Here is a 13649-nt window from a genome sequence, read left to right as displayed (position 1 = left end):
GAAGAGTCCGTCCAGCAAGAAGTCCACGTCCGGCGACGTAAATTCCGTGTCAGTTCGCTCGCATAGCATCTTGTTCGCGTCCGGCTGCCGTGGGATCCCTTAGGCGCCATGCCCGAACGTTCGGACATCCCGATCGTCACGGCGCTCGCTCAGGCCCGGGCATTGCTGTACGAGGCGGCCAGCGCCGCCGAGCAGCGACGGCTCATCGGCCCAGCGGTCGTCGAGATCGATCGCGCCATCGCGAGCCTCGACCCGACCGCGAGCGCCTCCTTCGAGCTCACGCCGCTCGCGGCGTCGGTGCCGCCGATCGACACCGAGGTCGAGGCGCTGCGGCGCGAGGTCGAGCGGCTGCGCGCGATCACGCGGCACGAGCGCGGGCTGCTCGACGCGCTCCTCAGCGAGAGCCCGCACGGCATCATCGTCTCCGACACCCAGGGCAAGCTGATCCTCCAGAACCGCGCCTCCGAGCGGATCTGGGCCGGCAGCTCCACCGCCGAGAACGTCGAGGGCTGGGGGCGCTACCGCGCGTTCCACCCCGACGGCCGGCCGTTCGCGGCCGAGGACTGGTCGATGGCGCGGTGCCTCACGCGCAGGGAGACCGTGCCCGCGGAGGAGCTCCACTTCCAGCGGTTCGACGGCACCCACGGGATGATGCTCGGGAGCTGCGCGCCGCTCCTCTCGCCGGAGGGCGAGCTGCTCGGCGCGGTCTCGATCTTCGCCGACATCACCCAGTTCAAGCAGCTCGAAGCCGATCTGAACGTCAGCAGGACGAAGTTCTCGACGACGCTGAAGAGCATCGGCGACGCGGTGATCTCGACCGACGGCTCGGGGCGGATCGACTTCATGAACGCCGTGGCCGAGAAGCTGACCGGCTGGTCGCTCGACGAGGCGAAGGACCGGCGGCTGTCGGAGGTCTTCCGGGTCATCTCGGAGCAGACGCGCGACGACCTCGACAACCCGGTCACCGAGGTGCTGCGCCACGGCGGCATCATCGGGCTCGACGACACCACGCTGCTCCTGCGCCGGGACGGCTCGGAGCTCGCGATCGACTCGAGCGGCGCGCCGATCCGGAGCGACGAGGGCGAGCTCGTCGGGCTCGTGCTGGTCTTCCGGGACGTGACCGAGAAGCGGCTCGCCGAGAAGCGCCGGTACTTCATCGGCGAGGCGAGCCGGCAGCTCGCGCTGTCGGGGCTCGAGTACGACACGACCCTGGCCAACGTCGCGCGCCTCGCGGTGCCCCACATCGCCGACGCGACGCTGGTGGACATCGTGGAGCCGGACGGCTCGCTGACCCGGCTCGCGGCCGTGCACGCGAGCAACGCGAAGCAGGCGCTGGGGAAGGGCCTCTCGGCCCGCTACCCGACCGAGCCCGAGGTGCCGCGCGCGGTGCACGCGGTGCTCCGGCGCGGCGAGTCGCTCCTGCTCCCCGACGTCGAGGGCACGGCGTGGCAGCCCGCCTCGTCGCAGGAGCCCAGGGACGAGTGCTGGTCCGGCGCGCACGATCCGGCCTACCCCGCGCTGCTCCGCGAGCTCGGCGTCCGCTCGGCCATGATCGTGCCGCTGCGCGCCCGCGGCCGGACGCGCGGGGCGATCACGCTGCTCTCGACCGAGCCGGGCCGGCGCTACGGCGTCGACGACCTCGCCCTCGCCGAGGAGCTCTGCAATTTCGCCGCGCTCGCGCTCGACAACGCCCAGCTCTACCGCGAGTCGCAGCAGGTCAACCGCGCGAAGGACGAGTTCCTCGCCACGCTCTCCCACGAGCTCAGGACCCCGCTCACCGCGATCCTCGGCTGGGCGCGCATGCTCCGGCAGGGCTCGCTGAAGCCGGACACCCACGTCCGCGCGCTCGAGGCGATCGAGCGCAACGGCACGCTCCAGGCGCAGCTCGTCGAGGATCTCCTCGACGCCTCCCGCATCATCACCGGCAAGCTGCGGCTCGACGTGATGCTGATCGACCTGCCGCCGATCATCAACGCGGCCATCGACGCGGTCCGCCACGGCGCGGACGCCAAGGGGATCGAGCTCGCCGTGCAGCTCGACCCGAACGCGGGGCCGATCTCGGGCGACCAGACGCGGCTGCAGCAGGTGGTGTGGAACCTCCTGTCGAACGCGATCAAGTTCACGCCGCGCGGCGGCAAGGTGTCGATCCAGCTCAGCAGGTCCGAGGGGCTGGCGCGCGTCCAGGTGAGCGACAACGGCCAGGGCATCGTCCCCGAGTTCCTGCCGTACGTGTTCGACCGCTTCCGGCAGGCCGACAGCACGAGCACGCGGCCGCACAGCGGCCTCGGCCTCGGGCTCGCGATCGCCCGCCACCTGATCGAGCTGCACGGCGGCACGGTGCGGGCGGAGAGCGCGGGCGAGGGCAAGGGCGCGACGTTCACGGTGGACATCCCGCTCGCGCCGCGCGGCGCGATCGCGGCGCTGCGGAAGGTCGAGGGGCTGAGCAGCATCGCGTCCGACGCGGAGCCGACGCTCCAGGGCGTCCGCGTGCTCATGGTCGACGACGAGCCGGACGCGCGGGAGCTCGTGACGACGGTGCTCGAGCGCAAGGGGGCGAGCATCACCGCGGTGGCGACGGTCGAGGAGGCGCTGTCGGCGATCGCGCGCGAGAAGCCCGACGTCATCCTGAGCGACCTCGGGATGCCGGGGGAAGACGGCTACAGCCTGATCCGGCGGCTGCGCGCGCAGAGCCCGGAGCACGGCGGGCGGATCCCGGCGGCGGCGCTGACGGCGTACGCGAGCGCGCAGGACCGGACGCGGGCCCTGCTGGCGGGGTTCCAGTCGCACGTGCCCAAGCCGATCGAGGCGTCGGAGCTCGCGGCGGTGATCGCCAACCTGGCGGGCCGCACGGGGTAGCGGCGGCCAGGGGCTTCCCTGGTCGCTGAGGCGGGGTTGTGCCGAGCTGCCCGGCCCGGGGAGCCCCTGTTCTCCGCGCGGCGCGGGGGCCCCGCCGGACTCGCCCGGGCCCTCGCTCCTCCGGCTTCGCCGGAGAAGCGAGGGCCCGGGCTCAAACATCGGCCCTCCCCGCGCCGCGCGGAGAACAGGGGCTCCCCGGGCCTGCCGCCCTCGAACGAGCACGCTGCCGCGCTGCCAGCCCCGCGCCGCGCGGAGAACAGGGGCTCCCCGGGCCTGCCGCCCTCGAGCGAGGGCGCGGCGATTTCCGTCGGCGAGCGCCGCATCGCAAGGGCGGCCAAGGAACCAGCCGGAGTGCCACCAGGGGCGGCCAGGGCCGCCCTGCGGCGATTCCACCCGCTGGCGTGTCGAAGAAGTAGTCGGGGCGAGAGGATTTGAACCTCCGACTCCTCGGTCCCGAACCGAGTGCGCTACCAGGCTGCGCTACGCCCCGATCGCTGCTGCGTGAGCAACGCCCGCCGTACAGCGGGCGCGCAACATCGCCAAGAGCGAGCCTCTTGTCAATACGAAATCGCGAAGGGCACGCCAGCACACCCCGCGCTCGCGCCACACCTACACGCCCCCCAGCACACCGCACGCGACAAACCCCGGGGATTCACCAGCATCTGCGCCCGTCGCCCCGGACGTTTCACGAAGCCAAGAATTGATGAACCGCAAGAAAAAACTCCCGTCCCCACCTTGCTCAGGCCGTGTTAAAGTGTCACTGGAATCCCGATGTTGCCGAGACATTGCAGAGAGCGAGGCCCCTGTGGCGCCGGTGAGGTGCTCGCCCCCTGCTCGCGCAACGTTGAGCAAGGGACCGCCCTCGCGGCCCCTTCCAGAACGGATCAGGACGGCCGGCAGCGCCGGTCGTGAGAGGAGGAACAGGTGGCAATTGAGCTTCCCGCAGTACGCATCCTGATCGTCGACGACGACCGGGCGATCTGTGACTACATGCAGACGCTGCTCGAGCGCGACGGTTATCAGGTCAAGACGCTGGGCGACCCCACGACGGTCGAGGACGAGGTCCGCGCGGGCGGCTATCACCTCATCATCCTCGACCTGATGATGCCGAAGCTCGACGGCATCGAGGTGCTCAAGCGCATTCGCAAGGTCGACAACGACATCGCCGTCGTCATCTTCACCGGCTTCCCCAACCTCGAGAGCGCCGTCGCGTCCATGAAGCTCGACGCGGTCGACTACATCAAGAAGCCGTTCAACGTCGACGAGTTCCGCGAGGTGCTCGCCCGCGTGATGCGCAAGAAGGGCCTCGCGCGGACGCCGGAGGAGCAGCTCCACCGCGTCATCGGCGACACGATCAGGAACCTGCGCAAGGACAAGGACCTCACGCTCAAGCAGATGGCGCGCCGCACCGGGCTCAGCGTGTCGCTGCTCTCGCAGATCGAACGCGCCGAGTCGTCGGCGTCCATCTCGTCGCTCTACAAGATCGCGGTCGCGCTCGAGTCGCGCATCCAGGACCTCTTCGGCCACTACTGAGCTCGTCGACCGGCGAGACGGCGATGTCAGAGCCGCCGCGGGCGGCTCCGACATCGCCGTCGCTCCGGGCACGCGCGCGGCTCCGACATCGCTGTCTCCCACGCGCGGGGTCGCCCGCGCGCGGGCGGGAGACCACGCCCGGGTCAGCGCCGCGCGCCGCGCTCGATCGCCGCGTCGAGCTTGTCGATCGCGAGGCCCGCGATCGCGTCCACCTGCGCGCCGCTCGTGTCATAGACGATCACGTAAGGCAGCTTCGAGACCTGCTTCAGGTAGCGCCGGGCGAGCGGGGTCTCCCAGTCGACGATGTCGAGCTTGCGGTAGGCGACGTCCTGCCGCGCCTCGAGCACCTTGGCCATGTGCGCGTCGAGCTTGCGGCACGGCATGCACCAGCTCGCCGCGAAGTCGATGACCGTGACCTTCCCCCGGACGACCTGAGCGCCGAGATCCGGGATGTCGGCGCCGCCTTCCGCGATCGTGCGGGCGTCCGCCCCCTCAGGGTACGTCGCCCAGCCGAGGTACTCGCCCTTGCCGCCGCCGAGCACCGCCTCGAACCCCTCGTCGGCGGCGAGCTGCTTGACCGTCCCGGTGACGTCGAACGACGGCGACGCCGTGACGGCGATCTCGGCGCGGCGCCTGTCGAAAGCGGCCGAATAGACGCCGGGGCGCTCGCGGAGATCCGCGACGAGCTCGGCGCCGCACTCCTCACAGTCGATCTTCCGCAGGGAGACGACCGTGGTGCGCGCGCCCTCCGGAGCAGGCTCGACGCCGCCGCAGGCGGCCAGACAGAGGAGCGATGAGAGAGCGAGCGCGCTTCGCATCGTGAGGTGCCAGGAACATTGCCCTCCTTCGCCGGACGGCGCAACGTCGTGTAGGCTGGGCCGCGATGAGCTCCCTCGTGACTCGCACCCTCCCGGCCGATCACATCACGCCGGTCCGCGCGTACGCCGCGCTCCGCGCCCAGTCGCCAGGCCGCTCGTCGTTCATGTTCGAGTCCGCCGTGCCCGGCGACCGCTGGGGCCGCCACGCGATCCTCGGGTACCGGGCGCGCTCCGAGACCTTGCTCCCGAGCGGGCACGACCCGTTCGCGACGCTGGCAGAGGAGCTCGCACAGCCAGGGGCGCCGGGCGCGTCGGGCGATCTCGCGGCCCGCATCTGCCAGTCGTGGGTGGGCTTCCTCTCCTACGATACGGTGCACCAGATCATGGGCATCGAGCCGTGGCCCGAGGAAACGTACCTCGGGCGCGTGATGAAGGACGCGACCGTGGTCGTGTTCGACAGCGCGGCGCAGACGATGACCATCGCCGGCCAGTCGCAGGGCGCCGTGAACCGCTGCGCCTGGGAGCTATCGCACGGGCCGGAGCAGCAGCGCCTGCCCGCGCTGGATCCGGACGCCCTGCCAGAGCACCTCGAGGCGCCGGTGACGGACGAGGACTACGCCGCGAAGGTGGCCGCCGCGCGCGAGCGCATCGCGGCCGGCGCGGCGCAGGAGGTCGTGCTCGCCCGCAGGTTCCGGGCCCCGCTCCGGGGCGCGGATCCGTTCGACGTGTACCGCGCGCTGCGGCTGCTCGCGCCGTCGGCGCACCACTACTTCCTCGACTTCGCGGAGTCGCCGTTCGCGCCGGGGCTCACGATCGCGGGCGCGTCGGGGGAGACGCTCGTGCGCGCCGAGCGCGAGCCGCCGGCCGGGCAGGGCGGCGCCGACGTGCCGCACGCGTCCCCTGTCGCCGCGCTGCGCGCCGCCTTCTCGAGCGGCAGCGCGATCGGCGCGCCCGCCGCGCGCGCGAGCGCCATCAGCCGCGCGCTCGAGGCGGGCCCGCGGTGGGTCTACGGCGGCGCGATCGGGTACTTCGGGCTGGAGGGCGCGGAGATCGCGCGCGCGCTGGGCGCCGTGTGGATCGACTCGGGGTACTTCGAGCTGATGACCGGCGCGCGCGTCGGGAACGGGAGCGAGCCCCGCGCCGAGGCCGAGCGGACGCGCCGCGACGCGCGCGGGCCGCTGTCGGCGATCCGCGCGGCGCAGGACGCGCGCAAGGCGCACGACCTCGCCGAGGAGAAGAGGGCCGCAGCCGAGAAGGCCGCCGAGGACGGCGCGGCCCGGGACGCGTAGCGCGTCGCCGCGGCCGCTCAGTCGCGGACCAGGCTGTGGCGCACTCGACCGCTCGCGGTGGCCGCCGCTGCGGGAGAGCCCTGCCGCGCCGGACGAGGATGCGCGGAGGTCGGCGGCGCCAGCGCCGCCGCGCGGGCGCTGCGCTGGGGTGACGCGAGGGGGGCGCGCCGCGAGGAAGCGGAGGTGGAGGCGACGGGCGCGCGGTGCGGCGCCTCGACCCCGACGGCGACGAGGGACGCCGCGAGCACGGCCGCCCTGGCGCCGGTCGCGGCCGTCGCCGCCAGCGTCGGGCGCTCCAGCCGCGAGGTCGTCGCGAGCGTCGCCACGCCGAGCACCGCGAGGATGCCGGCCGGGATCAACCACCGCCCGCGCGCGGGCGGCGCGTCGCTCCCGCACGGCACGTCGGAGCTCTCCGCGCTGAGCTGGGTGTCCGGGGCCGTCCTGCGGACCGCGATCGGCGTCGCGAGGGCAGACTCGGGCCCCGCGAGAGCGCCAGCGGCCTCCGCCTTCGATCGCGCGAGCGCCGCGGCGAGCGCTCGCCCCGTCGCGACCCCGGGGACGCGCGCCTGGGCGGGCGGGCGCAGCAGACCGGAAGACGGAGGCGGCGCGAGCTCCGCGACGCGGAGGAACGAGTCGACCATCTCCTCCACCGACCGGAAACGCCGGGCCCGGTCGCGCGAGAACGCCTTCTCGAAGAAGCTGTCGAGCGCGGACGGAAGCCGCGGCACGAGCTGCGTCGCCGAGGGGGCCGGCGCGAGCAGGATCTTCGAGGCGACGACGCTGGCGATGTCGCCTGGGAACGGGAGGTGTCCGGTCACCGCGCGGAACAGCACCGCGGCCAGCGACCAGAGATCGGTCTGCGCATCGAGGGTCCGTTCCGACCTGATCTGCTCGGGGCTGAGGTAGTGGAGCGGGCTCGCGCTCACCTCCTCCGCCACCTCGCCCACGAGCCGCGGCGCGATCGGCCTCGGGAGCGCGAAGTCGAGCACCTTCACGATCTCGTCGCCGCCGTCCTGCGCGAGGAAGAAGCTCTCCGGCCGGAGGCTCTGGTGGAGGAAGCCCGCGGCATGGGCGCGCTGCAGCGCGTCTCCGGCGTGCTCGGCGATGCGCGCGGCCTCCTCGAGCGAGAGGCGGCTGCGCCGGAGCAGGCGCGCCGCGAGATCCTCGCCGGAGAGCAGCTCCATCGCCAGGTAGAGCACGCCGTCCTCGATGCCATGGTCGTGCACCCGCACGACGTGCCGCGACGCGAGCCCGGCGGCAGCGCGGACGCAGCGCTCGATCCGGAGAAGGTCCCCCGTGGCGCCAGCCTGGTCAGGGGAGAAGAGCTTGAGGGCGACGCGCGCGCTTGGCTGACGATCGCGACGATCGCGACGATCGCGCGCGACCCAGACCGAGCCTCGGTCGCGCCCGACCCGCGCGCCAGGACGCACGAGCTGCCGCTCCAGCAGATATTTCCCCCCAACGATGGTGCCCGGTGAGATGTCCATTTACCTGAGCCTCCTCCCCCACTGAAAAGTTGCACATAGACTCCGGGGCGCAATTTCTCGCGGCGCAGTTCGCTTGCGCGACCGCCTTGGCCGTGCATGCGCTGTGAGCGTTCGCACCCCCGGGGGGAGCGCGCCGGGCGCGCTGGACACGTCGCGCGCGCGGAGGGGCTAGCGATCCGGGCGCTGCGGGTCGGGTGAAAGACGGAGCGGCATCACAAACCGCAGGTCGCCGCCCGCCGGCGCCGGGAACGTGAGAGAGCGCGCGCGCCGGAGCACGCAGCGGGTCAGCCGTTCGTCCGGGAAGCGCGACTCGACCTCGAAGGCCTCGTCGACGGCGCCGCTGTCCGTGACATGGAAGCGGATCGCGAGGCGGCCCCAGAGCTCCGGCGCGCCCGCGAGGGCCGCCTCGTAGCAGCTGCGCCACGCGGGCAGCGCCTCGGCCGCGGCGGCCGAGATCGCCTCGGGCCCGAGCTCGCCCGGGCCTGGAGCGAGGACGGACGGCGGGGGCTCGACCGGATCGTCGCCCGGGTAGACCTGCAGCGTGGCCACCACCGTGGAGCCCGCCTTGGCCCTGGGCAGCGAGAGCGATCTTGCGCGCTCGGCGAGGCACGAGACGACGTCCGGCGCGGAGAGCGTGGACGCCGTCGCGCGCGCGCCCGTCACCTTGCCCGCGCGGCTCACCGTGAGCCGCACGGTGGTCTTGCCGTGCAGCGACGGATCCCGGTAGGCGCGCAGCCGGTAGCACGAGTACACGTGGATCCAGAGGTGCCGCCGGGCGATGCGCTCCACGTCGCGCGCCTTGAGCGGTCCCTTGACCTTGGTGATGTCCACGATGATCCGCGGCAGCGGGTGCCCCTCGGCCGCAGGCGGCGGCGCCGGAGGATCTCCCCTGCCCCCGGCGTTCCATCGGTCGCGCTCCGCGGCCTCGGCCTGGCCGCGGGGCGCCGGATGCTGGCCGAGCTTGTAGGGCGGCTCGATCTCGATCGAGGGCCGCAAGCCGGCGTCGCGCGCGCCGCCCTCGGCGGTCGCGACGGGCGGGGGCGCGGCCGGCTCGGGCGGCGCGGGCGGCTCGCGCGCATCGAGCGAGGCGACGGCGGGCGCGAGCGCCCGGACGGGCGCAGGCTGGACGGCGGGAGGCGCGGAGGGCCCGGAAGCGCGCGGCGGCGCCGCGGCGGGCCCGGAAGCGCGCGGCGGCGCCGCGGCGGTGCACGCGGTGAGCGCGACGGCCACCGCGACGATCGCGAAGGACCGCGGTGAGGCCGGCTCGCGCTCAGAACCTGAGATCGCCGCGCGGCGCATCCACCTTGCCGTCGAGCAGGTCGATCGCCTTCGCCACCTCGGGGTCGTCGACGGTCGGGACGTGCACGAGGAACTTCACGTAGAGATCCCCCGGCTCCTTGCCCTTGCGGGCGATGCCCTTGCCGCGCAGCCGGATCACCTGGCCGGTCTGGGTGCGCGCCGGGATCTTGAGCGTCACCTCGCCGTCGGGCGTGGGGATGCGGATCTTCTCGCCCCGGTAGGCCTCGCCGAGGGTGACGGGCACGTCGAGGTGGAGATCGTCCCCCTCGCGCTTGAAGAACGGGTGCGGCGTGACGTGGATGTTGAGCAGCAGATCGCCCGCCTCGCCGCCGCCCACGCCCGGGCTGCCCTGACCGCGGATGCGCAGGCGGCTCCCCTCGGCGGCGCCGGGGGGGACGCGCACCGTCACGGGCTCCGGCTCGTCAGCGCGCTGGAGCTGGAGCGTCGTGCCCCGCACCGCCGACACGAAATCGATGGTGAGGTCCTGCTCGACGTCGCCGCCGCGGCTGCGCATCGGCTGGCCGCGGCGGCCCGCGCCGCCGCCGCCGCGCGCGCGACCGAAGAGGTCGCCGAGGATGTCGCTGAAGTCGCCGCCGCCGCCGGGGGCGTTGCCGAAGATCTCCTGCACGTCGAAGTTGGCCGGGCCGCCGCGGCCCCCGCCCGCAGCGCGGGCGTTCGCGTAGCGGCGGTAGGCGCGCGCGCGCTCGGCATCGAAGTTCTGCGAGAGGCTCTCCTCGCCGAACTCGTCGTAGAGCGCGCGCTTCGCCTTGTCGCTCAGCACCTCGTGAGCCTGGTTGATCTCCTTGAACTTCTGCTCGTTGGCCTTCCCGGGGCTCTTGTCCGGGTGGAACTTCATCGCGAGCTTGCGGAACGCCTTCTTGATGGCGTCCTCGTCCGCATCGCGCGAGACGCCGAGCACGGAGTAGAGATCACGAGCCATGGTCGTCCGTCATCGTTCTGGGCTGCGAGAGATGCAAGGGATGCTGGCCGCTGACGGCCCGCATCGTGCCGAAACCTAGATCTCCCAGCCGTTTTCGTCCACTGGTGCAGAGCCGAGCGGCGGCCGGGCAGCGCGTCGCGGCCGGGCGCCTCAGACGCTCACCCGGGATGTCGTACCGGTAGGAGAGCCGGCAACCTCGATGCGGTCGCTCTCGATCTCCCGCTCGAGGGCGCCGCCGCGCGCGCGGTCCTTCGCGGCGAGCCGCTCCGGGAGCTCCGGCGCGGCGCCCTCGCCGGACGGACCGAGGAGCGCGGCGAGTCGGTCGAGCGCCGCGTCGAGGCGATGCGCGCGGCGCTCGGGCTCGACCACGCCAGGAGAGACGACCGGGCCATCGTGGCGCCGCGGGACGAGCGGGGCGAGCTTCCGGGTCGGCGTGCCGTGCAGGCGCAGCTCGGACATCGCCCCGGGTCTATCAAGGCAGACGGATGCTGTCACGGTCCCGCGTGCTTAAGTAAACCGCGATGCTGCCCGTCCGCGACCAACTGCCCACCCGCAAGGTGCCGATCGTCAACTACCTGCTGATCGCGCTCAACCTCCTCGGCTTCTTCTGGATGCGGTCGCTGATCTCGGCCGGGCTGCCGCCCGAGCGGCTGCTCGCCGCGTGGGGCCTCGTCCCGCTGCAGCTCCTCCGGGAGCCGGTCGACGGGTGGTGGACCGTCTTCAGCAGCATGTTCATGCACGATCCGACGGGGTGGGCGCACCTCGGGGGGAACATGCTGTTCCTCTGGATCTTCGGCGACAACGTCGAGGACGCGCTGGGCAGCCTCCGCTACGCGGCGTTCTATGTGCTGTCCGGCGTCGCCGCGGCGGGCGCGCAGATCCTGATCGACCCCGGCTCGACGATCCCGATGGTGGGCGCCTCGGGCGCGATCTCGGGCGTGCTGGCCGCGTACGCGTCGCTCTACCCGCGCTCGCCGATCACGGTGCTGAACCCGATCTTCCTCCTGTGGTTCATCTTCGGCCTGTTCCTGGAGCTCCCGGCGTGGCTGGTCATCCTCGAGTACTTCGTGGTGAACCTGCTGAACGGGCTCGGCTCGATCGGCGTGCGCAGCGGCGGCGTCGCGTTCTTCGCGCACCTCGGGGGGTTCGTCGCCGGGCTCTTCCTCGTGCGCCTCCTCATGGTGGGGCGCTCCCCGCGCCAGCACGAGCGCTGGCAACACTGGCGGGCGACGCCGCGCCGCGCGGCGACCGGCCCGCGCCGCGCCGCGCCGTGGGACCCGCCGCGACGGCGAGATCCCCGGGGCTGGTAAGGAGCGCGCGGACGCGCCGCGCGGTGCGCGCCGGACGGCGCGCGATCGCGCGGGCAGGCTGACGGCGAACCTCCATGGAATGGCCAGGGCGCTCGTGGTTCGCCCACGATGCAAAAGCGTGATAGCGTCGGCCCGCAGCGATGCGACGACCCCTCCGAAGGCGCCCCACCGCCGCCGGTTCTGCGACCGCGACAGCGGCCCCGCGAGCCTGGCTCCTCACGCTCGCGCTCGCCGGCTGCGGAGGTCCGTCGTTCGACGGGACCGTCTACCGCGGCCAGGACGTGGCGTTCCGCGTGCCCGCGGCGCCGGCGAGCTGGCGGCAGATCTCGGTGTCGGACGCCGCCGTGGCGTACCGCGACGACGCGAACGGGGCGACCATCGCCCTGAACGGGCGCTGCCGGAACGAGGAGGACGTCCCGCTCATCTCGCTGACCAACCACCTCTTCCTGCACTTCACCGAGCGCGAGGTGCTGAAGCAGGAGGTCGTCCCGTTCGACGGCCGCGAGGCGATGCACACCGTCCTCTCGGCGAAGCTCGACGGGGTGCCGAAGGTGTTCGACGTCTGGGTGCTCAAGAAGAACGGCTGCGTATACGACATGCTCCTCATTGCAGATCCCGCCCGCTACGCCGCCGGCGAACCTGCGTTCACGCGGATGGTCCGCGGCTTCTCGACCCTGCCGGCCGATGACGACTGAGCCTAAACGGACGCCCCAACGGACGACGGAGACGCCGCCGTCCTCCTCGACCGGCCAGGGCCCGAGCAGCCTCGGCCCGAGCAGCCTGGCACCGAACAGCCTGCCGCCGAACAGCGTGGCGCCGAACAGCCTGCCGCCGAACAGCGTGGCACCGCCGCCGCTCCCTCCCCTGCTGGCCAAGATCAACGACACGGCCGTCGGGTTCGTCGAGCACCTCGGGCAGTTCGGGCGGATGACCTGGGGGGCGATCAGGGCCCTGTTCGAGCGGCCGCTCGAGATCCGCTCGACCATCTACCAGATGGAGTCGCTCGGCGTGCGCTCGGCCGCGATCGCGTCCGTGACGGCGCTGTTCGTCGGGATGGTCATGGCGGTGCAGTTCGCCATCGGCCTGCAGAAGTTCGGCGGCATGGAGTACACGGGCCGCATCATCGGCCTGTCGTTCTCGCGCGAGCTCGCGCCGACGCTGACCGCGGTCATCGTCGGCGGCCGCATCGGCGCCGGCATCGCGGCCGAGGTCGGGTCGATGGCCGTCACCGAGCAGATCGACGCGATCCGCGCCCTCGGCGCGAACCCGGTGAAGAAGCTCGTCCTGCCCCGGCTGCTCGCGAGCATCGTGGTGATGCCGGTGCTCGGCGCGTTCGCGCTCGTGCTGGGCTTCGGCGGGGCGATGCTGATCTGCGCGACCGAGTTCGGCATCCCCGCCGGCTTCTTCCTGAGGACGGCGCTCAGCTCCGTCACGTTCATGGATTACTTCAGCGGGATGTACAAGACGCCCTTCTTCGGGGCGATCATCGCGCTCGTCGGGTGCCACTTCGGCCTGATCACGCGGGGTGGAACGGAGGGCGTCGGCCACGCGACGACACGCACCGTCGTGGTGACGTCGATCACCATCCTGATCGCCGACTTCTTCCTGACGAAGATGGCCATCATGTTCTTCCCGAGCCGGTGATCGCGGCCGGTCCGGAGGGCGCCCCCCATGCCGCCGCCGACGTCACCTCGCCGACCGGTCCGCTTCGCGGCGACCGCGCTCCTCTGCGGGGCCGCGGCGTGCCAGGGCGACGCGGGGAGCCAGGGCGCTGACGCGCTGAAGGGCGACGCGGGCGCCGCGCTCGCGGCCGAGGGCACGCCGGCGCCGCGGCGCCCGACGCGGTACTACCACCTGCGGCGGACGGACGACGGCTGCGAGCTGTTCTGGATCGACGGGGACCTCGTCTCGGCATCGCAGACGGTCACGTGCCCGCCCGACCTCCAGGTGGGCGAGCGCCTCCGCCTGACGGGCAAGACGTGCATGCGCGAGTCGGCGCAGACGCCCGCGCGCGCCGTGCCCGTCGTGTGCCCGCTGCCGCTCACGAACATGGAGAAGGCAGACAGGGCGCCGCCCGACGCCGGAGCGCCGCGGGACGGCGGCACCTGAGGAGCAGC

At 72.8% G+C, this 13649-nt stretch carries 12 protein-coding genes and 1 tRNA gene; 7 read left to right on the top strand and 6 right to left on the bottom strand.

Annotated elements, in window-relative coordinates; translation table 11 throughout:
* The first annotated feature begins 108 nt into the window (after window positions 1-108).
* Window positions 109-2856, top strand: coding sequence for an ATP-binding protein (locus tag WME85_RS04450; RefSeq protein WP_437835432.1), 2748 nt, complete (start codon window positions 109-111; stop codon window positions 2854-2856).
* 416 nt (window positions 2857-3272) lie between these two features.
* Here WME85_RS04450 and WME85_RS04445 read toward each other — a convergent pair.
* Window positions 3273-3346 (bottom strand) — tRNA-Pro (locus WME85_RS04445).
* Between the two features lie 434 nt (window positions 3347-3780).
* Here WME85_RS04445 and WME85_RS04440 point away from each other — a divergent pair.
* Window positions 3781-4389, top strand: coding sequence for a response regulator (locus WME85_RS04440; RefSeq protein WP_436625099.1), 609 nt, complete (start codon window positions 3781-3783; stop codon window positions 4387-4389).
* A gap of 143 nt (window positions 4390-4532) precedes the next feature.
* Here WME85_RS04440 and WME85_RS04435 read toward each other — a convergent pair whose 3' ends face one another.
* On the bottom strand, window positions 4533-5207 hold the full coding sequence (locus tag WME85_RS04435) for a thioredoxin family protein (RefSeq protein ID WP_437835431.1): 675 nt from the start codon (window positions 5205-5207) through the stop codon (window positions 4533-4535).
* Window positions 5208-5284: 77 nt separating this feature from the next.
* Between WME85_RS04435 and WME85_RS04430 the strand changes: the two genes are divergently transcribed.
* Window positions 5285-6496: a chorismate-binding protein gene (locus WME85_RS04430; protein WP_437835429.1), complete on the top strand. Its 1212-nt coding sequence runs from the start codon at window positions 5285-5287 to the stop codon at window positions 6494-6496.
* A gap of 17 nt (window positions 6497-6513) precedes the next feature.
* Here WME85_RS04430 and WME85_RS04425 read toward each other — a convergent pair whose 3' ends face one another.
* The 4 genes from WME85_RS04425 to WME85_RS04410 form a co-directional block, all read right to left on the bottom strand.
* Window positions 6514-7983: a protein kinase domain-containing protein gene (locus WME85_RS04425; protein ID WP_437835428.1), complete on the bottom strand. Its 1470-nt coding sequence runs from the start codon at window positions 7981-7983 to the stop codon at window positions 6514-6516.
* Between the two features lie 168 nt (window positions 7984-8151).
* Window positions 8152-9213 (bottom strand): AgmX/PglI C-terminal domain-containing protein, encoded by a 1062-nt coding sequence (locus tag WME85_RS04420; protein ID WP_437835427.1) that lies wholly within the window; start codon window positions 9211-9213, stop codon window positions 8152-8154.
* A 40-nt stretch (window positions 9214-9253) separates the two neighbouring features.
* Entirely contained in the window at window positions 9254-10222 is a 969-nt protein-coding gene (locus WME85_RS04415; RefSeq protein ID WP_437307777.1) for a DnaJ C-terminal domain-containing protein, read from the bottom strand.
* Between the two features lie 150 nt (window positions 10223-10372).
* Entirely contained in the window at window positions 10373-10681 is a 309-nt protein-coding gene (locus tag WME85_RS04410; RefSeq protein WP_437835426.1) for a hypothetical protein, read from the bottom strand.
* A gap of 62 nt (window positions 10682-10743) precedes the next feature.
* Here WME85_RS04410 and WME85_RS04405 point away from each other — a divergent pair, with 62 nt between their 5' ends.
* The 4 genes from WME85_RS04405 to WME85_RS04390 all read left to right on the top strand — a co-directional run bounded on the left by WME85_RS04405 (window position 10744) and on the right by WME85_RS04390 (window position 13641).
* Window positions 10744-11532 carry a rhomboid family intramembrane serine protease gene (locus WME85_RS04405; protein WP_437835425.1) on the top strand — a complete coding sequence of 263 codons (789 nt, stop codon included), beginning with the start codon at window positions 10744-10746 and terminating at the stop codon, window positions 11530-11532.
* 140 nt (window positions 11533-11672) lie between these two features.
* Window positions 11673-12227 (top strand): hypothetical protein, encoded by a 555-nt coding sequence (locus WME85_RS04400; protein ID WP_437835424.1) that lies wholly within the window; start codon window positions 11673-11675, stop codon window positions 12225-12227.
* Window positions 12217-13176, top strand: coding sequence for an MlaE family ABC transporter permease (locus WME85_RS04395; RefSeq protein ID WP_437835423.1), 960 nt, complete (start codon window positions 12217-12219; stop codon window positions 13174-13176). Before WME85_RS04400 ends, WME85_RS04395 begins: the two co-directional genes overlap by 11 nt.
* Before the next feature lie 27 nt (window positions 13177-13203).
* Window positions 13204-13641: a hypothetical protein gene (locus tag WME85_RS04390; protein ID WP_437835422.1), complete on the top strand. Its 438-nt coding sequence runs from the start codon at window positions 13204-13206 to the stop codon at window positions 13639-13641.
* Window positions 13642-13649 lie beyond the last annotated feature (8 nt).

This window comes from Sorangium sp. So ce1153 (assembly GCF_051521595.1).
Classification (GTDB): Bacteria; Myxococcota_A; Polyangia; order Polyangiales; family Polyangiaceae; genus Sorangium.
The sequence above is the reverse complement of the archived record's forward strand: the minus strand, read 5'-3'. Positions and strand labels throughout refer to the sequence as shown.

Excerpts from the sequence above, each read along its gene's own strand:
- WME85_RS04450 (WP_437835432.1), top strand. The coding sequence starts at position 109 with ATGCCCGAACGTTCGGACATCCCGATCGTCACGGCGCTCGCTCAGGCC.
- WME85_RS04405 (WP_437835425.1), top strand. The coding sequence starts at position 10,744 with ATGCTGCCCGTCCGCGACCAACTGCCCACCCGCAAGGTGCCGATCGTC.
- WME85_RS04395 (WP_437835423.1), top strand. The coding sequence starts at position 12,217 with ATGACGACTGAGCCTAAACGGACGCCCCAACGGACGACGGAGACGCCG.
- WME85_RS04390 (WP_437835422.1), top strand. The coding sequence starts at position 13,204 with ATGCCGCCGCCGACGTCACCTCGCCGACCGGTCCGCTTCGCGGCGACC.
- WME85_RS04425 (WP_437835428.1), bottom strand. The coding sequence starts at position 7,983 with ATGGACATCTCACCGGGCACCATCGTTGGGGGGAAATATCTGCTGGAG.
- WME85_RS04415 (WP_437307777.1), bottom strand. The coding sequence starts at position 10,222 with ATGGCTCGTGATCTCTACTCCGTGCTCGGCGTCTCGCGCGATGCGGAC.
- WME85_RS04410 (WP_437835426.1), bottom strand. The coding sequence starts at position 10,681 with ATGTCCGAGCTGCGCCTGCACGGCACGCCGACCCGGAAGCTCGCCCCG.
- WME85_RS04400 (WP_437835424.1), top strand. The coding sequence starts at position 11,673 with ATGCGACGACCCCTCCGAAGGCGCCCCACCGCCGCCGGTTCTGCGACC.
- WME85_RS04435 (WP_437835431.1), bottom strand. The coding sequence starts at position 5,207 with ATGCGAAGCGCGCTCGCTCTCTCATCGCTCCTCTGTCTGGCCGCCTGC.